Annotated in this window: 22 protein-coding genes; 17 read left to right on the forward strand and 5 right to left on the reverse strand. The window is 59.7% G+C overall.

Features of this window, described 5'->3' with window-relative positions; genetic code table 11:
• Positions 1-248: 248 nt before the first annotated feature.
• Together BN1800_RS31860 and BN1800_RS31865 are read left to right on the forward strand one after the other, a co-directional pair.
• Entirely contained in the window at positions 249-902 is a 654-nt protein-coding gene (locus BN1800_RS31860) for a class I SAM-dependent methyltransferase (RefSeq protein WP_087003407.1), read from the forward strand.
• A gap of 92 nt (positions 903-994) precedes the next feature.
• Positions 995-1,429 carry a GNAT family N-acetyltransferase gene (locus BN1800_RS31865; protein WP_087003410.1) on the forward strand — a complete coding sequence of 145 codons (435 nt, stop codon included), beginning with the start codon at positions 995-997 and terminating at the stop codon, positions 1,427-1,429.
• 69 nt (positions 1,430-1,498) lie between these two features.
• Here BN1800_RS31865 and BN1800_RS31870 read toward each other — a convergent pair.
• Positions 1,499-2,751 (reverse strand): IS3 family transposase gene (locus BN1800_RS31870; RefSeq protein WP_425299085.1). Its coding sequence is split into 2 segments (ribosomal slippage): positions 1,499-2,499 and positions 2,499-2,751, totalling 1,254 coding nucleotides; the frame shifts between segments, so codons are not numbered across the junction.
• A 163-nt stretch (positions 2,752-2,914) separates the two neighbouring features.
• Between BN1800_RS31870 and BN1800_RS31875 the strand changes: the two genes are divergently transcribed.
• The 15 genes from BN1800_RS31875 to BN1800_RS31950 all read left to right on the forward strand — a co-directional run bounded on the left by BN1800_RS31875 (position 2,915) and on the right by BN1800_RS31950 (position 19,457).
• Positions 2,915-3,109 (forward strand): hypothetical protein, encoded by a 195-nt coding sequence (locus tag BN1800_RS31875; RefSeq protein WP_087003413.1) that lies wholly within the window; start codon positions 2,915-2,917, stop codon positions 3,107-3,109.
• A gap of 661 nt (positions 3,110-3,770) precedes the next feature.
• Positions 3,771-4,799, forward strand: a complete 1,029-nt coding sequence (locus BN1800_RS31885; RefSeq protein ID WP_087003419.1) for a LacI family DNA-binding transcriptional regulator — start codon at positions 3,771-3,773, stop codon at positions 4,797-4,799.
• Positions 4,800-5,057: 258 nt separating this feature from the next.
• A complete protein-coding gene (locus BN1800_RS31890; protein ID WP_087003422.1) occupies positions 5,058-5,999 on the forward strand; it encodes a sugar ABC transporter substrate-binding protein in 942 nt (313 codons plus the stop codon).
• 68 nt (positions 6,000-6,067) lie between these two features.
• Complete coding sequence (locus tag BN1800_RS31895) at positions 6,068-7,606, forward strand: sugar ABC transporter ATP-binding protein (RefSeq protein ID WP_087003425.1); 1,539 nt, start codon at positions 6,068-6,070, stop codon at positions 7,604-7,606.
• A gap of 25 nt (positions 7,607-7,631) precedes the next feature.
• Positions 7,632-8,648 (forward strand): ABC transporter permease, encoded by a 1,017-nt coding sequence (locus BN1800_RS31900; RefSeq protein ID WP_087003427.1) that lies wholly within the window; start codon positions 7,632-7,634, stop codon positions 8,646-8,648.
• Positions 8,649-8,734: 86 nt separating this feature from the next.
• Positions 8,735-9,658, forward strand: a complete 924-nt coding sequence (locus tag BN1800_RS31905; protein ID WP_087003430.1) for a sugar ABC transporter substrate-binding protein — start codon at positions 8,735-8,737, stop codon at positions 9,656-9,658.
• 93 nt (positions 9,659-9,751) lie between these two features.
• Positions 9,752-10,651, forward strand: coding sequence for a sugar phosphate isomerase/epimerase family protein (locus BN1800_RS31910; protein ID WP_087003433.1), 900 nt, complete (start codon positions 9,752-9,754; stop codon positions 10,649-10,651).
• A gap of 10 nt (positions 10,652-10,661) precedes the next feature.
• On the forward strand, positions 10,662-11,672 hold the full coding sequence (locus tag BN1800_RS31915; protein ID WP_087003436.1) for a Gfo/Idh/MocA family protein: 1,011 nt from the start codon (positions 10,662-10,664) through the stop codon (positions 11,670-11,672).
• A gap of 8 nt (positions 11,673-11,680) precedes the next feature.
• Positions 11,681-12,466, forward strand: coding sequence for a TIM barrel protein (locus BN1800_RS31920; protein WP_087003439.1), 786 nt, complete (start codon positions 11,681-11,683; stop codon positions 12,464-12,466).
• Between the two features lie 82 nt (positions 12,467-12,548).
• Complete coding sequence (locus tag BN1800_RS31925; protein WP_087003442.1) at positions 12,549-14,486, forward strand: bifunctional 5-dehydro-2-deoxygluconokinase/5-dehydro-2-deoxyphosphogluconate aldolase; 1,938 nt, start codon at positions 12,549-12,551, stop codon at positions 14,484-14,486.
• A gap of 1 nt (position 14,487) precedes the next feature.
• The gene (gene iolD / locus BN1800_RS31930) at positions 14,488-16,323 is read left to right on the forward strand and encodes a 3D-(3,5/4)-trihydroxycyclohexane-1,2-dione acylhydrolase (decyclizing) (protein ID WP_087003445.1); all 1,836 of its coding nucleotides are present in this window, start codon (positions 14,488-14,490) and stop codon (positions 16,321-16,323) included.
• A gap of 31 nt (positions 16,324-16,354) precedes the next feature.
• Positions 16,355-17,272: a myo-inosose-2 dehydratase gene (gene iolE, locus BN1800_RS31935; protein WP_087003448.1), complete on the forward strand. Its 918-nt coding sequence runs from the start codon at positions 16,355-16,357 to the stop codon at positions 17,270-17,272.
• 11 nt (positions 17,273-17,283) lie between these two features.
• Positions 17,284-18,093 (forward strand): 5-deoxy-glucuronate isomerase, encoded by an 810-nt coding sequence (iolB, locus tag BN1800_RS31940; protein ID WP_087003451.1) that lies wholly within the window; start codon positions 17,284-17,286, stop codon positions 18,091-18,093.
• Between the two features lie 58 nt (positions 18,094-18,151).
• Positions 18,152-18,541: a tautomerase family protein gene (locus BN1800_RS31945; RefSeq protein WP_087003454.1), complete on the forward strand. Its 390-nt coding sequence runs from the start codon at positions 18,152-18,154 to the stop codon at positions 18,539-18,541.
• 73 nt (positions 18,542-18,614) lie between these two features.
• Positions 18,615-19,457, forward strand: coding sequence for a MurR/RpiR family transcriptional regulator (locus BN1800_RS31950; RefSeq protein ID WP_087003457.1), 843 nt, complete (start codon positions 18,615-18,617; stop codon positions 19,455-19,457).
• Positions 19,458-19,471: 14 nt separating this feature from the next.
• Here the strand turns inward: BN1800_RS31950 and BN1800_RS31955 are convergent, their stop codons facing one another.
• The 4 genes from BN1800_RS31955 to iolG are packed head-to-tail and all read right to left on the reverse strand — an operon-like array spanning position 19,472 to position 23,702.
• Positions 19,472-20,518 (reverse strand): Gfo/Idh/MocA family protein, encoded by a 1,047-nt coding sequence (locus tag BN1800_RS31955; RefSeq protein ID WP_087003460.1) that lies wholly within the window; start codon positions 20,516-20,518, stop codon positions 19,472-19,474.
• Positions 20,519-20,555: 37 nt separating this feature from the next.
• A complete protein-coding gene (locus BN1800_RS31960) occupies positions 20,556-21,728 on the reverse strand; it encodes a Gfo/Idh/MocA family protein (protein WP_087003463.1) in 1,173 nt (390 codons plus the stop codon).
• 22 nt (positions 21,729-21,750) lie between these two features.
• Entirely contained in the window at positions 21,751-22,665 is a 915-nt protein-coding gene (gene iolE, locus BN1800_RS31965; protein WP_087003466.1) for a myo-inosose-2 dehydratase, read from the reverse strand.
• A gap of 29 nt (positions 22,666-22,694) precedes the next feature.
• Positions 22,695-23,702, reverse strand: a complete 1,008-nt coding sequence (gene iolG / locus BN1800_RS31970) for an inositol 2-dehydrogenase (RefSeq protein ID WP_179213947.1) — start codon at positions 23,700-23,702, stop codon at positions 22,695-22,697.
• Positions 23,703-23,710: the final 8 nt, after the last annotated feature.

Here is a 23,710-nt window from a genome sequence, read left to right on the forward strand (position 1 = left end):
GCTCTTGTTGGCGATGTGTTCCAGAAGTTGCTCAGGAAGCAAACCCAAGCGAGAATGCGGCGTTGATGGGGATCAAATCGTCGGACCATGGGGAGCAATGTCGGCCCTGCGCCGACATCGCTGTCGCGCTCGATGGTGGAATATCCCGCTTAGCCGTGCAATAGCCCAGTAGTCGCAGCAAAACAAGACTGCAATTTCTTCAGCGTTCTGATAGGCAGACCATGCACGCTGAAGGGAAGGTTGCCGCGATGGTTCATCTCGATAGGATCCGAGAAGTACGGCGAAAACTGGCCACTAATGGCCCCTCGCGGGCCCGCACTGTCGACGATTTCGCCAAGGTAACGCTGCCCGAACGCGACTGCGACGCAATTCGCGATGTGATGGCTGCCGAAAATCCCGACACGGTTATAGAGATTGGCCTTGCGTATGGCAGCTCGGCCCTGGCGATCGGTGAGGCCCTGATTTCGGTCGGCGGCAAACGGCATCTAATTCTCGATCCGTTCCAGGAAAGCGAGTTTCGCGATGCTGGCTGGGAAGCGATCCGCGCAGCCCAGTTGGACGGTATCGCTACGTTGTTGAGGGAAAAATCACAAATCGCACTGCCCCGGCTTGCCGCAGAAGGGTTGTTGGCGGATGCCGCGTTCGTCGATGGCAGCCATGTGTTTCACAACGTATTCGTCGACCTTTATTACCTGCAGATGTTGGTAAGGCCCGGCGGACTCGTTGTTCTCGATGATTACTGGTGGCCGGGGGTAGCGACGGCGTCACGCTATTTCGAGACCAATTTGGGCTGGCAGTCGCAAGAAGTTGCGAACGGCACGCCGGGACGACTCCGTGCATTGCGGTTGCCGGAAACGCCGGTGAAGTCGGATTTCAGGAAATTGCCGCCGTTTTGGCTCTGAGCATCATAGTGAATTGACGAACGTCGGGTAGATCATCGGCGGCTGCATGCAAGGCGATAACGCAGGCAGCCACAACGAAGACGAAAGCTCCTATGTCATTCAGCCTTAGGCGTCTGAATCTGGAAGAGATGGACCGCGCCGCCATTATCCTTCGGACCGCATTTGACGAGCGGCTCCCGTGGTTGGCGGGGCTCCATACGCCTGCCGAAGATCGCGCTTATTTTCGAGAGCGCGTATTCAGCGAATGCGAGGTATGGGGTGCGGTGGACGAAGAACTCGTAGGGTTCATAGCATTCCGGACTGATTGGATTGACCAGCTGTATGTGTTGCCGTCTTGGCACGGGCAGGGCGCTGGTGACGCGCTTCTCGAAGTGGCCAAAGGAGCAGCGTCAAGTCTCCAACTATGGACATTCCAGAAAAATACGCCCGCTCGACGCTTCTATGAGAAACGCGGCTTCGTCTTGGTCAACGCGACGGATGGCAGCGACAACGAAGAGCACTCCCTCTATCGTTGGAGCAGGAGATAGGGCGCGTCAGATGGCAACTTTCTCTTGCTAGGCAGCTTGACCTGCCACTGAACTTTCATCCAGCGGCGATTAGAGCCCCGGCGGTTTTGAATACGCCGAGTGGCGCGGTGAGAGCAACCGGCGGAAACACGAAGCTTTCATCTTGCGCAGCGTTGGAGCCGGTTGCGGCGATGGACCCGGCATAGCTNGAGCAACCGGCGGAAACACGAAGCTTTCATCTTGCGCAGCGTTGGAGCCGGTTGCGGCGATGGACCCGGCATAGCTTGCCGGGGTCTGATATCCGAGCGACGAGTGTGGCCGGAAATTGTTGAAATCTTCGGCCCATTCAGCGATGGCACTGCGGGCATGGTCGAGGCCGAAGAACAGGCTTTCGTTGAGCAACTCATCGCGCATCCGGCCGTTGAAACTCTCGACATAGCCGTTCTGCATCGGTTTTCCCGGCGCGATGTAGTGCCACTCGACCTTGTGATCCTTCGACCAGGCAAGGATGGCGTTCGAGGTGAATTCCGTGCCGTTGTCAGAGACGATCATGTCGGGCTTGCCACGGCGTTCGATCAGCGCTGTCAGTTCGCGGGCAACACGACGGCCGGAGATCGAGGTGTCGGGGATCGCCGCCAGGCATTCACGTGTCACGTCATCAACGATGTTGAGCACGCGGAAGCGTCTGCCACAGGCGAACTGGTCATGGACGAAATCCAGCGACCAGCGGGCATTGGCCTTCGCTTCGACCAGGATCGGCGCACGCGTGCCGACAGCACGGCGTCTGGCTTTCCGCTTGCGGACCGAAAGTCCTTCCTCGCGATACAGCCGGTAGATGCGGTTGACGCCGGACGGCTCTCCGTCCCGCCGCAGCAGGACGAACAGCCGTCGGTAGCCGAAGCGTCTTCGCTCATTGGCCAACTCGCGTAGTTTCGCTCGCAATTCAATCTCCAGCGGTCGGCAGGACCGATAGCGCACGGTCTTACGATCAGCAGAAACAATCTGGCAGGCCCGACGCTCCGAAAGACCCATGACGGTCTTCAGATGCGTGACGGCGTCACACTTGGCGGCGGGCCCTACCATTTTTTTGCAAGAAGCTCGCGGAGTGCGGCGGCATCCAGCATCTGCTCGGCGAGCAACTTCTTCAGCTTGGCATTCTCATCCTCAAGCGCCTTCAGCCGCTTCGCCTCGGAGAGTTCCATGCCGCCGTATTTGGCCTTCCAGTTATAGAACGTTGCTTCTGAAATCCCGTGCTTCCGGCAAAGGTCGGCGGCCTTCGCGCCAGCCTCCTGCTCCTTCAGCACCCCGATAATCTGCTCTTCCGTAAATCTCTGCTTCTTCATTCGTCCGTCCTTTAATGGGCCGGAGCTCTAGTCCATTCTCGAGGAAGTTCGCAGTGGCAGGTCAGGTGCGCTAGAAAGGTACCGGCTTATAGCAGATACCAATCCGTCAGCAGCCTACTGGGCCTACCGCTTGCTTCATGAGAGTCCAGAGCTTGCGTCCACGATGAACGAAGAGAACCTTTATCTCGATGCGGGCGCAAAGCAGGGGCATCTTCTAGCTCTTAAAGCACAATTGGTGGCCAAGGCTAAAGGCAAGCTGGGCATTAGTGCAATCCCAGCAGGGCTGATTGGCTTTGTTCCCCTTTTCTTTTCTATGCTACGCGCGGTGCGAAGAGGAGATAAGTCTAGGTTTACATGACAAAGCTTCCCTTATTTATTATAATATTTATCTTGGCTTTGATTTCTCTTCAGTATTACCGGTTCCTCGACAACGGTTGCTCAGGCGAATATAAGGATACTGAACGCTCTTTGTCGCTGTTCGATGCCCAGGACAGGGCGCTTTCCACCATGACAGCAGTAAGCCGCTGCAGCTTTTTCGATACCGGAAACACCTTCCTTCGCGAGACAATCGCTAGATGGGAGCGTTGTGGCTACTCGCGGAATTCAGCTAGGCAAGTATACGTTAACGCGCTTGAACAATGTGCGGTTTAGTGTTCTGTGCTTCACCCATCACAAGCTCGACCTTTCATCCTACCGCGATCGCGAGGTCGGATCTGGAAATATGAGCACGACGCGAACCATCGCCTCGCGAAAGTCTGACCTGCCCCATGTCACCCTGGATCTTCAGCACGCGGCCGTTTCAGCACAATCCCCACCGAGGGTGCTGGCGTAGTCGGTTTAGACGAACATCTTGGGGAAGCCTTACGCGCTAGGCTCGCCGCTCGCGGGGCAACGGCCTCACGTACTCTCTGCGGGTAGAACAAGGATATTTTTGACATGCTGATTGGCTTCCCTCCGCTCGCATGACAATCTATGTCACCTTATGAAGTAAACCCTGTCTTTTCCCTGAGGTGATCTCGATGAAACGCCCTACAATCGCGGACGTCGCAGAGGCGGCTGGCGTTAGCGTTGCAACAGTCGATCGCGTATTAAATGCCCGACTCCCAGTACGCGAAGAAACATCAAAACGAGTGTTCTCTGCCGCCGAGCGGGTCGGATTTCACGGTACCAACATCATTAGGCAGCGAATGCTGGCAGATTTGCCTTCTTACACTCTGGGTGTCGTGTTGCGCAAAGAACGCCACGCGTTCTATCAAGCATTTGCCGAAGAGCTGCAGGCCGCCGCACATGCAGTCAAGGACCGGCGTCTTCAAGTGCATGTGCAGTTTGCAAAGTCCGGTGAGCCTGGTGAGATTTCGGAGCTGCTGCTTGGTATGAAGGGAAAGGTGCAGGCCGTTGGTGCTATCGGACCAGACCATCATGACGTCACGGCGGCGGTGAGCGCGCTTAAATCGAAGGGTATTCCTACCTTCTCGCTGCTTTCCGACTTTGCCCAAGGCGTGCGGGAGGCGTATCTCGGTACGAACAACATGAAAGTGGGGCGGACCGCAGCATGGCTCCTGTCCAAGCTGTCGCATTCACCTGGCAAACTGCTCCTGCTTCTGGGTGGGCACCGATTTCACGGGCATTCGCTACGCGAGACTGGGTTTCGCAGTTATATGCGGGAATACGCTCCCGAGTTCGAGGTGCTGGATGCGCTTATCAACCTTGAAACTCGCCGCTTGACGTATGAATTGCTGATGGATGCCGTTTCTCGCCATGATGACCTGGTGGGTGTTTACTGCATCGGGGGCGGCATGGAAGGCGCGATCGAAGCCTTGCAGGAAACGAACAAAGGCGAAAAGATCGGCTGCCTCGTCAATGAACTGACGCCGGAATCACGACAGGCGCTGCTTGAACGGCGTATCACCGGTGTATTTCAGACGCCCTTGCGTGAATTATGCGCTGACCTCATTGCCACCATGGTTCATACGATCGAACACGGCATGGCAGAAACGCCGGGACAACGCTTCCTGCCCGCACAGCTTTGGGTGCCTGAGAGTCTGTGATGGTTTGATGGGTTCTATCATGCACAGCTGCATTGTTTCTATCAGCGCTGATAGCCGGTAGCCGTCAAGAGACGTTGACGACGGCCCTCCACTAGGAAATTGTCCTGCCAGGTGGTGGAGACAGGAGGCTGCCCCACCGGGATAACTAAAATCCTGACCAACCGATGATGGAGATCATTGATCTTCGTCAGCGAATTCTTGTTGCCAAATGACTGACCTGGGGCTTTTGGCCCGCGATAACCTCTGGAGGAGAATGAAATGAAAAAGCACCTGATTATTGCAGCTTTCGCCAGCATGTTGGCGACGACCGCGTCGGCCGAGACGATCGGCGTCTCGATGGCGCTCTTCGACGATAATTTTCTCACCGTCCTGCGGAACGGCATGACCGACTACGCCAAGACCCAGGACGGCGTCACACTTCAGATCGAGGATGCGCAAAACGACGTTGGTAAGCAGCTCAGCCAGGTCCAGAACTTTGTTGCCTCCGGCGTCGACGCCATTATCGTCAATCCAGTTGATACCGACGCCACAGTTGCGATCTCGCAAGCCGCCGATGCGGCAGGTATTCCGTTGATTTATGTCAACCGTCAGCCAGTAAACGTGGACCAGCTTCCCGAAAAGCAGGCCTTCGTGGCTTCCGACGAAAAGGAGTCCGGAACGCTCGAAACCAAGGAGGTTTGCCGTCTTCTGAAGGAAGCAGGGAAGACAGAGGCGAAAGCCGTCGTCATGATGGGCGAGCTCTCCAACCAGGCCGCCCGCATGCGCACGCAGGACATCAAGGACGTGATTGCGACACCCGAGTGCAGTTTCATCAAGATCGTTGAGGAGCAGACCGCCAACTGGTCGCGCACACAGGGCGCCGACCTGATGACCAACTGGCTATCTGCCGGCGTGCAGTTTGACGCTGTCATTGCCAACAACGATGAGATGGCAATTGGCGCGATCCAGTCGCTGAAGGCTGCGGGCAAAGACATGAAAGAGGTCATTGTCTCCGGCGTGGACGCCACTCAAGACGCGCTTGCTGCCATGGCCGCTGGCGACCTCGATGTCTCTGTCTTCCAGAACGCTGCGGGGCAGGGCAAGGGCGCTGTAGATGCGGCGCTTAAGGTTGCGCGCGGCGAGACGGTCGAGAAGAAAGGCTACGTGCCGTTCGAACTCGTTACGCCGGCAAATCTCAAGGACTACCAGGCCAAGAACTAAACAGCTCAAAGCTTCGAAGGAGGCGACTATGCCGCCTCCTTCGATTTCCGAGCGATGGAGGATAAGCCATGGTAAGTCCCACCACAGCGGCGGCTATCAAGCGCGTACTCGAGGCCACGGAAGCCGACGGCCTGCTTGCAATCGAGGGTATTCGCAAAGAGTTCCCGGGTGTTTTGGCGCTCGACAACGTGCAGCTTCGCGTCAGACCCGGAACTGTCCACGCATTGATGGGCGAAAACGGGGCCGGCAAGTCGACGCTCATGAAAATCATCGCCGGGATATACCAGCCCGACGCTGGTGAAATACGTCTTCGCGGTGTCCCGACAGTGCTGAAGTCACCGCTTGACGCGCTGGAGCAGGGGATCGCGATGATCCACCAGGAGCTCCAGTTGATGAACTGGATGACAGTGGCGGAGAACATCTGGATCAGACGCGAGCCCAAGAACCGCCTTGGACTCATAGACCATTCCAAGATGGTGACGATGACGGAGGAGCTTTTTGCTCGCCTGAACATCGTACTCGATCCGCGAGCTCAAGTGTCCGAATTGACAGTAGCTCAAAAACAGATGGTCGAGATTGCGCGCGCAGTCAGCTACGAATCCTCTGTCCTCATCATGGACGAACCGACATCGGCGCTGACCGACCGAGAGGTGGAGCACCTCTTTTCCATTATCCGCGACTTGCGGAAACGCGGAATCGGCGTCGTCTACATCACCCACAAGATGAACGAGCTCTTCGAGATTGCCGACGAGTTCACGGTTTTTCGTGACGGAAAATATGTCGGTACGCACTCTTCAAAGGATGTAACCCGCGACGACATCATCCGTATGATGGTTGGGCGGGACATCACCGATATGTTTCCCAAGATCGATTGCCCGATCGGTGACGTGGTCCTTGAGGTCAAGAACCTCACCATCCCTGGTGTCTTCTACGACATCTCCTTCTCCCTGAGACGAGGAGAAATTCTCGGATTGGCTGGCCTGGTGGGTTCCAAGCGATCCAACGTTGCCGAAGCCATTTTTGGGGTCACGCCGGCAACGTCGGGTGAAATTCTGGTCGAGAGTAAGCCGGTAAAGATCGACAGTCCCAGCGCCGCGATGTCGCACGGCTTTGCCTTTCTTACCGAGGATCGCAAGGAAACAGGCTGCTTCCTGATATTGAATTGCCTCGAAAACATCCAATCCGCATTGATTACGCGATCCCATGTAAAGGCGGGTTTTGTCGATCAGTCGACGGTGACGAAGCTTGCCGAGGAAATGGCAGCAACGCTTCGGGTAAAAACGCCAAATCTATATGAGGCTGTCGAAAATCTCTCAGGCGGCAATCAGCAGAAGTTGCTGATCGCACGCTGGCTCCTGATCAAGCCGCGTATCCTTATTCTCGACGAGCCGACACGCGGCATCGATGTTGGCGCAAAGGCGGAAATACACCGCTTGATAACAGCTCTGGCAGCGGAGGGGGTCGCCGTACTGATGATCTCGTCGGAGCTGCCGGAAGTGCTGGGAATGAGTGACCGCATTGTCGTCATGCATGAAGGCCGTGTGTCGGGCGTTCTCGATCGCGCCGAGGCAAATCAAGTCAAGATAATGGACCTTGCTGCGCGATAGCCGCGCACACGGGAGGAAACGCACCATGAACACCACAACACAGACCATTCCGCAGATCACCCAGTCACGGCGTCGTCTGCCGTCCGAGCTTACAATTCTCCTCGTGCTCGTTGGCATTTCCTTGGCGTTCGAGATACTTGGGTGGATTCTGCAGGGACAAAGTTTTCTGGCGAACACGCAACGACTTGCGATCATGATCCTGCAAGTATCGGTGATCGGGATCATCGCAATTGGCGTCACCCAGGTGATTATCTCCGACGGCATCGATCTCAGTTCCGGCTCGATCGTCGGTGCGACCGCCATGATCTCGATGAGTCTGGCGCAAGCGAGTTCCTTCCCGAGGGCACTTTACCCCAGTTTGACCGATCTTCCCGTCGTCGCCCCAGTCGCGGCCGGGTTGTTGGTCGGCATTGTCTGTGGAGCGATCAATGGTTTCCTGATCGCCTACAGCAGGATTCCTCCCTTCATTGCAACGCTTGGCATGATGGTGACGGCACGCGGCTTTGCCAAATGGTACACCAAGGGCCAACCCATCAGCTTTCCGACGGAGAGCTTTGCAGCGATCGGCAAGGGCCTAGCGCCAGTGTTGATATTTTTGGCGGTGGCAGCCGTCATGCACGTCATCCTGCGCTACACCCGCTACGGCAAATTCACCTATGCGATCGGCGCGAACCGGCAGGCTGCACGTGTGTCCGGGATCGATGTCGAACGGCATACGGTCAAGGTCTATGCGGTTGCTGGCCTCCTATCGGCACTGGCAGGAATCGTCGTGGCCTCTCGCGGACTGACCGCACAAGCCGGTATGGGAACAGGCTATGAGCTTGATGCGATCGCGATGGCCGTTATCGGAGGGGTGTCGCTCTCGGGCGGGCGCGGATCTATTCCGGGCACGATGATCGGCATGGTCATCTTCGGCGTGATCATCTCCGGCTTCACCTTTCTGCGCCTCGATGCCTATTACCAAGAAATGCTCAAGGGGGTGATCATCGTCGCAGCCGTGGTGGCGGACGTGTACCGGCAACGCAAGCGCGTGAAGTCCTGAATTTGCAAAGCAAAAGAGGGCCGGTCGGCCGACCCTTTTTCGCTGCGCTGCGGCGCCAAAACCAAGTTCGATTTGTGAGAAATGCAATGAGACAGCTTTTAATGACGACCGCGCTTTGCCTTCTAGCCGCCCCGGCGTTTGCTGGTACGCGCGTTGCAGTGACAATGACGTCGTTTGATAATCCATTTCTGACGATTCTGCTGAACGGAATCCGCGATGAAGCAAAACGGGAGGGAAATGTCGAACTCCTCACGGAGGATGCTCAACTCGACCCGGCCAAACAGCTCAACCAAATCCAAAACTTCATTGCCAACGGTGTTGATGCAATCATCGTGAATGCCGTTGACGTCGACTCGACGGCCGCGATCACACGGGCGGCAGTTGATGCGAAGATCCCGCTCGTCTACGTCAACCATCCGCCGGCCGAACTCGACGCGGGATTGCCGGAAGGCACAGCCTTTGTCGGTTCCAACGAACTCGATTCCGGCACGATGGAAGCGAAAGCCGCCTGCAAGCTTCTGGGCGGCAAAGGTCGCGCCGTCATTCTGATGGGGCCGCTTGAAAACCATGCAGCCCTTGTGCGCACAAAGGATGTCGAGGCCGTCTTTTCCCAACCCGGTTGCCGGATCGATATCGTCGAAAAGCAGACAGCGAACTGGAACAGGACCCAGGCGCAGGATCTCGTGTCTTCCTGGCTGACGGCTGGGCTGGAGTTCGATGCGGTGATTGCCAATAATGACGAGATGGCCATTGGTGCGGCTCAAGCTTTGAAGGCGGCTGGTGTCGCGATGAACGACGTTGTCATCACCGGCATCGATGCCACGCCAGATGGACTGGCCGCCATGAAGGCCGGTGATATCGACGCGACAGTTTTCCAGAACGCAACAAAGCAAGGCGAAGCCGCAGTCCAGACGGCTGTCAAGTTGGCAGGAAAGCAGGCCAGCGAGCGCACCCTTTGGGTACCGTTCGAACTCGTCACTCCCGACAACATGGCCGCCTACCAAAAATGACGGCCGCGGCCGCGGTCGATCTCCTCCCGGATCCCGCGGCCCACCAATCGACGCCTTCTAAGGCGTGTCGTTAAAGCACGAAGGAAGCAACATATGCGTATTGCCCTTGACCCGTTTATGCATCGTCATCTCAGCCTCGAGGAGCTGCCGCGGAAGGTTCGTGAGCTCGGCTATGAGTGGATTGAACTTAGCCCCCGCGCCGATTTTCTGGAGTGGTTCAAGGCTCCCCGGGTTTTCCCCAAGCGTATCAAAACCTTCAAGAAAGCGCTCGCTGCAGAGGGCGTGAAGATCGCCTCGCTGTTGCCGATGTATCGCTGGGCCTCGAATGACGAGACCGAGCGTCAGGCCGCGGTGCGTCACTGGAAGCGCGCCATCGAAATCGCGGTAGAGATGGAAGTCGATACGATGAACTCGGAATTCGGGCGTGGTCCGCACCCCGACAAGGGCTCGTGCTACTGCTGCCACACCGGTTCGATGATCGAAGCCTGTGAAGACGCGTGGTGGCGCTCGATGGAGGAACTTGTACCGATCTTCGAACGTGAGAAGATCAATTTACACGTCGAGCCGCATCCCGAAGACTGGTGCGAAACCTTGCAGCCGGCGCTCGACATCATCCGCACGGTGAATTCGAAGAACGTCAAGTTCCTCTATTGCGCTCCGCACACCTTTTACTTTGGCGATGATACCAAGGCGATGCTGCGCGAGGCCAAGGACGTTCTCGCGCACGTTCATGTGGGCGATACCTTCAATCACAAAGCGTCTTCGGGTCTGCGCTACATCCTCAATCCACCCGGCACTCAGGCGCGCGTCCATCAGCACCTGAACATCGGCCAAGGCGAAGTGCCGTGGGACGACTTCTTCGGCACGCTCGCCGAGATCGGCTTCGACGGCATCATGACCTCCTGCGTCTTCGCCTGGGAGGATAAGGCGGACGAGTCCGGACGTTTCATGTGCAGTGAAATGAACAATTACATCAAAAAGTACAAAAAGTGAGGCTTTCCAAATGACTGTTAGAATAGGTGTCATCGGCACCGGTGCGATCGGACGCGATCATGCACGCCGCATCAATCAGGTCCTTGGCGGGGCGACAGTCGTCGCGTTGAGTGACGTCAACCGCGCCTCGGCCGAAGCGGTGAAAAGCGACATTGCGCCTGATGCTGCAATTTTCACCACCGGGGAGGAACTGATTTCCTCACCCGATGTCGACGCTGTGCTTGTCACCTCTTGGGGTGCCACTCACGAACAATATGTACTGGCGGCGATCGCTGCCGGTAAGCCCTGCTTCTGCGAAAAGCCTCTGGCGACGACCGCCGATGGCGCCAAGCGCATCGTCGATGCCGAAGTTGCGCACGGCAAACGACTTGTACAGGTCGGTTTCATGCGCAGATATGATGCGGGTTATGTCGCCCTGAAGCAGTTCGTGGATACCAAGATCGGTGCGCCGATCATGGTTCATGCCGCCCATCGCAACCCAGCCGTCCCCGAGCAGTATGTTACGCCGATGGCCATCCACGACACGATGATTCACGAAATCGACGTGCTGCGCTGGCTGTTGAACGACGACTACGTTTCCGCTCGTGTGCTGTTTCCGCGTTCGGCAGCGCGCAGTCATGCCAAGCTTAGGGATCCCCAGATTGTCATTCTGGAGACTGCCAAGGGCACGATCATCGATGTCGAAATCTTCGTCAACTGCCACTACGGCTACGACATTCAGTGCGAGGTCGTTGGCGAAGACGGTGTCGCCACTCTGCCTGAGCCGATGGCAATCCAGACGCGTCTCGGCGCCAAGCTTCAAAACGATATCCTCACCGATTGGAAGGATCGCTTCATCGCCAGCTATGACGTTGAGCTGCAGGACTTCATCAACGCCGCTGCCAAAGGCACGGCGGCTGGCCCGAACTCCTGGGACGGTTATGTGGCGGCAATCACATCCGATGCCTGCGTAGCCGCGCAGGAGGCAGAGGGTGCCGCAGTCGCGATTAATCTTCCCGTTCGCCCCGCGCTTTACAACTGAGGTCCTCCATGCGTTTTGCCATCAACCACATCACCGCGCCCAAGCTGTCGCTTGAAAACTTCTTTGCGGCGGCTCGCAATCTCGGCCTGACGGAGGTCGAGATCCGCAACGATCTTCCCGACATCGTCGGGACGGTGGAGCCTGAAGTCGTCAAAAAGGCCGCAGCGAGCGCCGGCGTCACGATCATCTCGATCAACGCGCTCTACCCGTTCAACGTCTGGTCGGGTGAATTACCGAAGAAGGCTGTGGCGCTCGCCAACTATGCGGCCGCTTCCGGCGCCAAGGCGCTTGTCATGTGCCCGCTAAACGACGGCACGAACGTGTCGTTCGATAATCTCGTCGCGGCGCTAAAGGCCATGAAGCCCATCCTTGAGGAGCGCGGACTGACGGGCCTGGTCGAACCTCTCGGCTTCCCGATCTCCTCGCTGCGGACCAAGAAGGAAGCGCTTCGCGCCATCGACGCGGCTGAAGGAGGCGGCATCTACAAACTCGTGCACGATACGTTCCATCACTACCTTGCCGGCGAGACAGAGTTCTTCCCGGAAAGGACGGGTCTGGTCCACATCTCGGGCGTCGTCGATCCGAATGTCGCCGTGGACGACATGCTCGACGCCCACCGCGTGCTCGTCGATGCCAAAGATCGGCTGGAGAACATTCCGCAGATCAATGCGCTCATCGCGGCAGGCTTCGACGGCCCCTACAGCTTCGAGCCTTTTGCCGAGGAAGTGCATGGACTGGCAGATCCGGAAACCGCCGTGCGCGAGAGCATCAGCTACGTTTCGGGCAAGCTCTGAGCCGACAACCCGCTGCCTGCGCCTCGAGCGGCGCGGGCACCATGCACGTCAGGCAAATTGCGCCCGGGTGCCGGAGGAAGAAATGAACAAGTCATTGGATGTCATCACGATCGGACGCTCGTCCGTGGATCTTTACGGGGTACAGATCGGCGGCCGGCTGGAAGACATGGGGTCGTTCCACAAATATATCGGCGGCTCGCCGACCAACATGGCTGCCGGCACCGCCCGGCTCGGCCTGCGCTCGGCGCTGGTCACCCGCGTCGGCGACGAGCACATGGGCCGCTTCATTCGCGAGGAGCTTGCACGCGAAGGCGTCGACGTCACCGGGGTCAAGACCGATCCCGAGCGGCTAACGGCCCTCGTGCTCCTCGGCATCCGGGACGAGGACCGCTTTCCGTTGATCTTCTACCGCGAGAACTGCGCCGACATGGCGCTCTGCGAAGACGATATCGACGAGGCGCTGATCGCCCGTTCCCGCTCGGTCGTCGCGACCGGTACCCATCTCAGCCATCCGCGCACGGAAAAGGCCGTGCTCAAGGCGCTGGAGCTCGCGCGCAAGCATGGCGCGCGGACCGCGCTCGATATAGATTACCGTCCGAACCTCTGGGGCGTGGCCGGCCATGGCGACGGCGAGAACCGCTTCGTCGAATCCGGCAAGGTGACCGCCAAACTGCAATCGACGCTGCATCTCTTCGACCTGATCGTCGGCACGGAGGAGGAATTCCATATCGCCGGCGGCTCGACGAACACGATCGAGGCTCTGCGTGCCGTACGTGCCGTCTCCACCGCCACGCTCGTCTGCAAGCGCGGCGCGGCTGGCGCCGTCGCCCTTACCGGTGCGATACCGAATACGCTCGAGGAGGGCGAAAGCGGGCCTGGCTATCCGATCGAGGTTTTCAACGTTCTCGGCGCAGGTGATGGATTCATGTCGGGCCTCATCAAGGGCTGGCTGGAGGATGCGCCCTGGCCACGCGCGCTTCAGTATGCCAATGCCTGCGGCGCCTTCGCCGTCAGCCGCCATGGCTGCACGCCGGCCTATCCGTCGCTCAAGGAGCTCGACTTCTTCCTGAAGCACGGCATCAAGGACAAGGCGCTGCGCAAGGATAGGGAACTCGAGCAGATCCACTGGGCGACCAACCGCCACAATGACTGGTCGACCATGCGCGTCTTCGCCTTCGACCACCGCATGCAGCTCGAGGCCATCGCAGGTGCCACGCCCGAAAAGATTGGTCGCTTTAAAGAACTCTGCCTGAAGGCGGCCCTTAAGGTTCAGGGCGGCCGACCGGGCTATGGCATCCTCTGCGACCACCGCCTCGGCCGCCGTGCGCTTCACGCCGCGTCAGGCACCGGCCTTTGGGTCGGCCGACCGGTCGAATGGCCGGGCTCGCGTCCGCTGACGCTGGAACCCGAACTTGGCGACGACTTCGGCGGACTTGACGAGTGGGCGCTTGAAAACGTCGTCAAGGTCTTGTGCTTCTGCCATCCCGACGACGATGCGCAGATGCGAGCTTCGCAGGAAGAGACGATCAAGCGGCTGTTCGCGGCGGCCCGTCGCAACCGCCTGGAATTCCTGCTCGAAATCATCCCGTCCAAGGTCGGTCTGGTCGATGACGACACGACGGCGACCCTGATCCGGCGGTTTTACGAGATCGGCATCTTTCCGGACTGGTGGAAGCTTGAGCCGATGGCCAGCAGTGCCGCCTGGGAAAAGGCTTGCGCTGCGATCAATGAAAACGATCCGCACACACGCGGCATCGTGGTGCTCGGTCTCGACGCGCCGGAGGCCGAACTCGCCGCGAGCTTCAAGGTTGCGGCAGGCTTCCCGCTGGTGAAGGGCTTTGCGGTCGGCCGCACGATCTTCGCGCAGGCCGCACGCGACTGGCTTGCTGGCACCATCGCGGATGCTGAGGCGATCGAGGATATTCAGGCCCGCTATCAGCGGCTCTGCACAATTTGGGACGAAGCGCGCAGCGCAAGCCAGGACAATAGCGCGGCAGGACCGTCGCGCAGGAGGGTATGACATGACGGGAACCATTCGCCTTACGGCAGCACAGGCCATGTTCCGCTGGCTGGCCGTACAGATGACTGAGGAGCAGGAGCGCTTCATCGAAGGCGTCTGGGCGATCTTCGGCCACGGCAACGTCGCCGGAATTGGCGAGGCTCTGCATGGCATTGGCGATAAACTGCCCACCTGGCGAGGCCAGAACGAGCAGACCATGGCCCATGCGGCAATCGCTTATGCCAAGACCAAGCGCCGGCGCAAGGCCATGGCGATCACCTCGTCCATCGGCCCGGGCGCGACGAACATGGTGACGGCCGCAGCGCTCGCCCATGTGAACCGCCTGCCCGTATTATTCATCCCCGGCGATGTATTCGCCAACCGGCGGCCGGACCCGGTTCTGCAGCAGATCGAGGATTTCGATGACGGCACTGTCACCGTGACGGACTGCTTCCGTCCGGTCAGCCGCTATTTTGACCGCATCACCCGTCCCGAGCATCTGCTGACGGCCCTGCCTCGCGCGATGCAGGTGATGACCGATCCCGCAAATTGCGGCCCGGTCACACTTGCATTTTGCCAGGACGTGCAGGCCGAGGCCTACGACTGGCCGGAAAGCTTCTTTGAGCCGAAGACGTGGCGCATCCGTCGTCCGGAGCCTGATCCGCGCGAAGTCGACGATGTCGTCGCAGTGCTCAAGGCCTCTTCACACCCGGTCATCGTCGCAGGTGGCGGCGTGCTGTATTCCGGCGCGGAAGCCGATCTGCTCGCCTTCGCCAAGGCGCACAATATACCGATCGTCGAGACGCAGGCCGGCAAGGGTGCAATCGACTGGGAAGAAAGGCTCAACTTCGGCTCGCCGGGCGTCACCGGCACCGATTGCGGCAACAAGATCGCCGCCAAAGCCGACCTGATCCTTGGCGTCGGCACCCGTTTCCAGGACTTCACGACCGGCAGCTGGGCGATCTTCAGCAATCCGAGCCGCAAGCTCGTCTCGATCAACCTCGCCGGCTACGACGCGGCCAAGCACGGCGCCATCCCGCTGGTCTCCGACGCCAAGGTGGCGCTGGGGCGCATTTCCACTGCGCTCGGTTCGCACCGTTTCGCCGATCCGGATTTCGCCGCGCGCGAGGCCTGGTTCAAGGCGACCGATGCCGTCATAGCGGCCCCCGGAACGCCGAAGCCGAATTTCCGGCCGTCCGATGCCCAGGTCATTGGAGCGGTGCAGCGTAATGCGGGTCCAAAGACGATTGCCATGTGCGCTGCCGGCACCATGCCCGGCGCCCTACAGGTGCTGTGGCGGGCGGCCGCCGGCGGCTATCATATGGAATACGGCTATTCCTGCATGGGCTACGAGATTGCCGGCGCTTTCGGCATCAAGCTCGCGGCGCCGGAAAAGGAAGTCGTGTGCTTCGTCGGCGACGGCAGCTACATGATGGCAAATTCCGAGCTCGCGACCGCCGTCATACTGCGCGTGCCCTTCACCATCGTGCTGACGGACAACCGCGGCTATGGCTGCATCAACCGTCTGCAGCAGGAATGCGGCGGTGCTGAGTTCAATAACATGTACAAGGACTGCAATGTCGAGACCCAGCCGGAGATCGACTTTGTCGCGCATGCGACTTCGATGGGCGCGTATGCCGTCAAGGCCGCCGACATCGCGCAGCTCGAAACCGAGATCGTCTCGGCGCGCAGCCGGGATATTCCCACGGTGATTGTCATTGATACAGAAGCGGAAACCGGAGCCGGCATCGGCGGCGCCTGGTGGGATGTCGCCGTGCCGGAAGTCGGCATCACCGAAAAGCTCAAGAAGGCCCGCGCGCACTATGAGGCGAACGCGGCCCGCCAACGCATCAACTAACCCTCGCCACAAGGCCTGGAAGGACCGAACTATGATATTTTACGGAACAAACCCAATTGCCTGGTCCAACGACGACGACCAGACGATCGGCGCGCATCTGACGCTTGAGGATTGCCTGTCGGATTGCCGCAAGATCGGGTTCGACGGCATCGAGAAGGGCCACAAGATGCCTGACGAGGGCGGCGCGCTGAAGGCCAAGCTCGGCGAGTTCGGCCTGCGCTTCGTTGGCGGCTGGCATTCGACTAACCTTCTGGTGAACGACATCGTCACCGAGAAGGCGGCGCTGCAGAAGTTCATCGACATGACGAAGGCTGCCGGCGGCGACCACATCAATGCCTGCGAATGCTCCAACACCGTTCACGGCAGCGACGGAACGCCGGTCAACAACCGCCCGGTCATGAACGACGAACAGTGGAAGCGCTTCTCGGAAGGGTATGAGGCGCTTTCCAAGTACGCTGCCGATCAGGGCGTCAAGATGGGCTATCACCATCACATGGGCACGATCATCGAGAGCGCTGTCGATATCGATCGTTTCTTGACGATGGCCGGCCCCTACACCCGTCTTCTGCTCGACACCGGCCATTGCACCTTCGGCGGGGCGAACCCGGAGGAAGTGGCGAAGAAATACATGGGCCGCGTGACCCATATCCATGCAAAGAACATCCGTCCGGAAATCATGAAGCAGGTCCGTTCCGAAAACCTCTCCTTCCTCGAAGGTGTGCGCCGGGGCGTGTTCACCGTTCCCGGCGATCCCGAAGGCTGCGTCGATTTCGCGCCGGTGCTGAAGGTCGCGGCCGAGCATGACTATTCGGGCTGGCTGGTGATCGAGGCCGAGCAGGACAGCGCGGTTCGCGAGCCCTTCCACTACCAGAACATGGGCCTGAAGGCATTGAAGTCGATCGCCCGTGACGTCGGACTGGACAAGGCCGCCGCCACAGCAGCCGGATAAGGAAAAGCGCAATGAGCATTCTCCTTCGCCGACCGTTCGGCAGTCATGGCAAGGTCCACGAGATTACCCCGCAATCGGCGGGCTGGCGCTATGTCGGCTTTAGCCTCTACCGCCTGCGGGAAGGCGAAACCGTCGGCGAGGCGACCGGCGGCATGGAAGCGGTCGTGGTCATGGTCGAGGGCAAGGCCCGCTTCACCGCGGCCGGCAAGGACTGGGGTGAACTGGGCGAACGCATGAACGTCTTCGAAAAGACCCCGCCCCATTGCCTCTACGTGCCGAATGGCGAGCAGTGGGAAGCGCGCGCCACGACCGATTGCACGCTCGGCGTCTGCCTTGCCCCCGGCAAGGGTGGCCACAAGGCACGACGCATTGGCCCCGACGGCATCCAGCTCACGCCGCGCGGGGTGGGCGCCAACCAGCGTTTCATCAACAACATCGCGATGGAGGCCGAGGACTATTGCGACAGCCTGCTGGTAACAGAGGTCTTCACGCCGGCCGGCAATTGGTCTTCCTATCCGAGCCACCGTCACGACGAGGACGATTTCCCGCGGATCACCTATCTCGAAGAGACCTACTATCACCGGCTCAATCCGGAGCAGGGTTTTGGCGTGCAACGGGTCTATACCGATGACGGCTCGCTTGACGAGACGATCGCATTGAAAAACCACGACGTGGTGCTCGTCCCTCGCGGTCATCACCCCTGCGGCGCGCCCTACGGGTTTGAAATGTATTACCTCAACGTCATGGCAGGCCCTTTGCGCAATTGGCGCTTCGTTCCTGATCCGGCGGTCCAATGGATCATGGATCGTGATGCACGCTAGGTGAATAATCCGGAGTGCCTCAAGGGGCGCCATCGGCCAACCGCTAATAGGATCTCCCTTGCCCCTCATTAAGCTTCACATACAAAAAGGCCGCTCCGAAGCCGAAGTCGAACTGCTACTCGATATGGTGCATGAAGTGATGCTGTCCGCCTTCAGTGTGCCAGAACGTGACCGCTATCAATTGGTCTTCGAACACCAGGCTTCGCATTTTCGTGCTCTGGATACTGGCCTTGGGTTTGAGCGAACGCAGAATTTTGTCCTTGTCGAAGTCGTCTCGCGGCCTCGGTCTAGGACGGAAAAGCTTTCCTTCTACCAAGGCTTGGCCGCGCAACTCGAGGAAAAATGTGGGATTTCTGCCTCTGACATCATGGTGTCGTTCGTGGAAAATACCGATGACGATTGGTCCTTTGGCGCGGGAGTAGCGCAGTTCGTCACCGGCGAATTATGAAGACTTTTGAGGGATCCGCCTACGCACCGTCAGGCATCATCGATGCGAGCCGAATGTTTGTTTGGGGGAGCGAATGAGCAGCGAACACCGCCGGCCGCCAGAAGATTTCGAAGCATTGCGGTCCCTCATCAATGCCAAGCACGCGCTGTTTCCTAAGCGTCTTGCCCAAGTTGCGCGCCACGTTCTCGATAATCCTGATGAGGTTGCGTTGGGTTCGATCGCCTCCATCGCAACTGCAGCGCAGGTAACGCCTTCAACCCTGATACGCTTCGCCCAGTTCCTCGGCTATGACGGCTTCAGCACACTACAAGCGATTTTTCGAGAGGCTGTCCGCGCAAAGATCGCACCAGGCGAAAGAGTCGGAAGCCGCCGATCAGGACGGGAAGGTGTCGCACGCGAAGCGCAGGTGTTTTATGACACGATAGAGGCCTGTCATCGTTCGCTCGAAACACTATCCAAGACAATCCGCGTGGCCGACATCAAAGCTGCAGCGGAAATCCTTTCCTCAGCCAACTGCGTGTTCATCCTTGCGGGGAACGGCACTTTTCCGATGGCTGCCTTGCTTCAACATTGCCTGACCCGATTGAGAATTCGTTCGACCTTGCTAACGGACATTGTCGGCGGCGACGATATGCTCGCGTTTGCAACGCCCGACGATGCGGCGGTCATCATCAGTTGCGCGCCCTATGCTGAGGAAACGACGCTACATGCATCAAACCTATCGGATCGAAGAGTTCCCGTGATTGCTCTGACGGACTCCAACTTTTCGCCATTGTCGGAACTTGCTTCGGTCAGATTCAGGGTGATCGAGTCGGGCCATGATGGGCTCTTGCTCGCCACGGCTGCGATCGCGCTCAGCGAAGCCTTGGCAATCTGCACGCGACAGACCCTACAGAACGCAGCGAACACTATATAACCCCGCTTCGAGGTTTATTCGGTCAGCCCCGCTTCGGTGAAGCTTATACCGATAGCATTTCGGATCGCGTCGAGTGTTTCCATCGTGGCAAGCGATGCATCCAGCGGCCGGTAGACGCTTTCCAGTTGTCCTTGCGAAATCGCCCATGCGACGGCCGCGGCTTCATAGTAGAGGCCCTCGAAATGCGCCCCCCTGGGCTCGTCGTATTGGAGCCGGGCGGATCCATCCAATGACCGGACTTCGAAGGAGCCAGGCAGGTGGAATTCCGTGTTGAACCGGATCGACCCACTGGTCCCGACGATGGCAGCGTTCGTCGGGGTGAAGCCGTACAGCGTGGTCGACATCGTGCCGAGCGCTCCTCTGGCGTTGGCGAGAACGACCGACAGCTGCCCGTTGACGCCGGCGCAATCGGCCTGTCCGATACCAACGACCTTCTTTGGCACGCCAAGGAGTTTTGCCAGCAGCGAGACCGGATAGGTGCCGAGGTCGAGAAGCGGTCCGCCGGCAAGGCGCGCGTCGAAAATACGGTGATTGCGCGGCAGATATTCGCCGTACTCGGTGTAAACAGACAGGATGTCTCCGATTGCTCCGGCATCCAGCACCTGTTGGAGCACATCGAATTTCGGCAGGAAATAGGTCCACAGTGCTTCCGCCAAGAACACCCCCTTGCGGCGGGCGGCTGCGACCATGCCTTCGGCCTGTGCGCAGTTGAGGGCCATAGGCTTCTCGACGAGCACATGTTTCCCCGCCTCGATCGCCAGCAGCACATGTGCGTGATGCAGATTGTGCGGCGTCGCTACATAGATGACGTCAAGATCGTCGGCGGTGACGAGCGCCTCGTAGCTGTCATAGGCCCGTGCGATCCCCCACTGCGCGGCAAATGCATCCGCTGCGGCGCGCGATCGCGAGCCGACGGCGGCAATATCCTGGCGCGTATGAGCCTTGACCGATTCCGTGAACTTGGCGGCGATCCAGCCGGAGCCGAGGATGCCCCAGCGAAGCGGCGGGGCTTCCATGGCGGACACGGTCCGCGCGGCGGGCAGGGTTTGCGGAAACGACATGTCTTTTTATCTCCCATGATCGGTGAGCGCCCGTCGCTCAGCCGGCGATCCGCTGCCAGGTCTTCTTTTCCAGTGACCGTTCCATCGCGTCGATGATGCGCTCGTTGGCAAGGCCGAACTCGAAGTTCGGAAAGCAGTCCGGCTCGTCGACGATGCCCTCGATCAAGTCGCGCACCTCGATGACCTTGACGTCGAAGTAGCCGAGGCCGCCGCCGGCGAAGTCGAAGCCGAAGAAGGCGGAAAACTGCGGAACCTGACTGCCGGCATAGATCGTCTTGAAGCCGCGGTCGGGTTTGGGATCATTGAAGCGCGCGATCTTCAGCTCGTTGAACCGCTCGCCGTCCATGATGATCGTGCCTTCCGTGCCCGACACTTCCCAGTAGATGCCGAAGACCTTTCCCGCTGCCACGCGCGACGCTTCGATCGTGCCGCCAGCGCCGCTTTTGAAGCGAACGAGCGTCTGGATCTGATCCTCGTTTTCCACCACTGCGCGCGGTGCGCCGCTGCCGGACTTTGCACCGTAGCCGGAGCCACCTTGCGGAACCGGCCGCGTCGGAAAGAAGGTCTGCGTCTGGGCGATGACACTGTCGACGTCGCCCATCAGATATTGCGCGACGGAAATCACATGGCTGCCGAGGTCGCCGAGCGCGCCGGAGCCGGCGTCCTTGCGCGTGCAGCGCCAGGAAAACGGCAGGTCCGGATCGTTGAAGAAGCCCTGGTCGAACCAGCCCCGAAACCGCATCGGCACTCCGATGTCGCCCCTGTCGATCAAGTGCTTGGCGAGCATGGCGGCGGGCGTCTTGATATTGTTGAAGGCGACCATGGTCTTGACGCCCTTGCGCCTTGCGGCGGCGGCCATCTCCTCGGCTTGCGCCAGCGTAACGGAGAGGGGCTTTTCGCAATAGACATGCTTGCCGGCCGCAATTGCGGCGAGCGCCATCTCATGATGCAGGGCGTTGGGCGAGGTAATGTCGACAACGTCCACCTCGGGGTCCTCGACCAGCTTGCGCCAGTCGCCCGTGCTTCTCTCGAAGCCGTAGCGGGCAGCGGCCCCGGCCGCCAGCTCCTCGGTGGCATCAGCCAGAAGGCAGAGGTGCGGAATGGCGGGCAAGTCGCGGTAGAGCATGGCCGCGCGGCGATAGGCATCGGCATGGGCCTGACCCATGAATCCGGAGCCGATCAGGCCGATGTTAAGGATTGTCTTGCCCATAATTTTCTCCCGATGAAGCTGCTCAGGCGGCAAAAGTGTCGAGGATGTGGTGGAAGGCCGCGGTGACGGCCGGTAGCGGCGGTGCAAGCGCCGGATCCTGCTCCGCCTCGACCACCAGCCAGCCCTGATAGCCGCTTTGCCGAACAAAGGCTGCAAGCGGGGCGAAGTCGACGATTCCGTCGCCGGGCACGGTGAACATACCCCTGCGCACGCCGGCATTGAAGCTGAGGTCGCCGGCACGGACCTCGGCGATGATCGGCCCGCGCACGTCCTTCAGGTGAATATGGACGATGCGGTCGCCGAAGCGCTCGATCAGCCGGGTGTAGTCGAAGCCGCCTGCGGCGGCATGGCCGGTGTCGAGCAGCAGTCCGGCGGCCGATCCCGCCTTGTCGAACAGGGCTGAGACCTCGTCAAATGTTTCCGCCACCATCATGAGGTGATGGTGATAGGCCAGCGTCAGCCCGTATTCTCCGGCCAGCCTTGCGCTGAACTCGGTGAGCCGGGCGGCATAGGCGGCGATGTCCTTCTTCGGCATCACGCACCGTGCCGACATCGGCGCATCAAGCGGCGCACCGGGCGCCATCATCGCCACCTCGCCATAGACCAACACCGTTGACCCCATGGGGCGCAGGAGTTCGGCGTGGGCGGCAACCGCGGCCATCTCCGCCTCGACACCGCGTTCGGCAAGCTCTCCGGAATGCCAGCCAGAGGCGAGCGCAAGGCCACGGCTTTCCAGGAGCGGCGCCAGCGCCTCGCGGCTGCGCGGCAGCTTACGCCCTAGCTCGACGCCTTGGTAGCCGGCATGGGCGGCATCGTCCAGGCAGGTCTCGACCGTTATATCAGCGCCGAGATCCTCGAGCACGTCATTTGCCCAGGAAAGCGGACTTACAGCAAGGCGTACCCCGTCCGGCAGCGCCGCCAATTTCTCTCTCGTCATGATGTCCTCCTGGATGAAAGTTGAAGGCGCTAAGGTCGCCAGTCCGGCCCGATGCGGACGGGCATGCCACGCTGCATGGAGACAAGTGCCGCCTCGGCGATACGCTGCGCCTCCAGTCCGTCCCGGATGCCGGCAAGCGGCCGCCCTCCTGTTTCGATCAGGGAGATAAAGGCCGCCATCTCATTGCGATAGGCATCGGCAAAGCGCTCGATGAAGTAATTCATCGGGGCGGAGGCGCGAAAGCCGTCGGCATCGGCGATGGTCACTCCACGCTGCGGCCGGTTCTCCACATAGAGAACCTCCTTCGAGCACAGCACTTCGAGCCGTTGATCATAACCGAACGGCGCGCGACGGCAGTTGACCATCTGCACGAACCGGCCGGAGACGGAGGTCAGCGTCACCATCGCCGTATCGATGTCGCCGGCTGCGCCGATCTCCGCATCGATGAGACAGTTGCCGACGGCGTAGACGGTGGCAATGTCCTCGCCGAGCAGATAGCGAGCCATGTCGAAATCATGGATGGCCTGGTCGCGGAACATGCCGCCGGAGCGCTCGACATAATCGCGCGATGGCGGCGCGGGATCGCGGGTGTGCATGACGATGTGCTCAAGGGCACCCGCCTCGCCGCTGACGATCCGCTCGCGCACGAAGCGGAAATCGGGATCATAGCGGCGCTGGAATGCCAGAAGGCAGACAACGCCGGAGGTCTCGACAGCGCTGGTGACGGCCTCCACCGTTACGAAATCGAGGCTGACCGGCTTCTCGCAGAAGATCGCCTTGCCTGCGCGGGCCGCCTGAAGGAGCAGCCCGGCATGGGTATCGGTCGAGCTGGCAATGATGATGCCGTCGACCGACGCGTCGGAAAACACGGTATCGGCCGAGACGATGTCCGCCCCGATCCTTACCGCAAGACCGGCCCGCTGCTCGCTTGCGACCGGATCGACGAGGTACTTTACTCGCACCGAAGGCAAGCTGGCGGCATTCAACGCATGCACATGCCCGATACGACCCGCGCCGAAGACAGCGAGATCCGTCATTGATTGCC

Source organism: Rhizobium sullae, assembly GCF_900169785.1.
GTDB lineage: Bacteria > Pseudomonadota > Alphaproteobacteria > Rhizobiales > Rhizobiaceae > Rhizobium > Rhizobium sullae.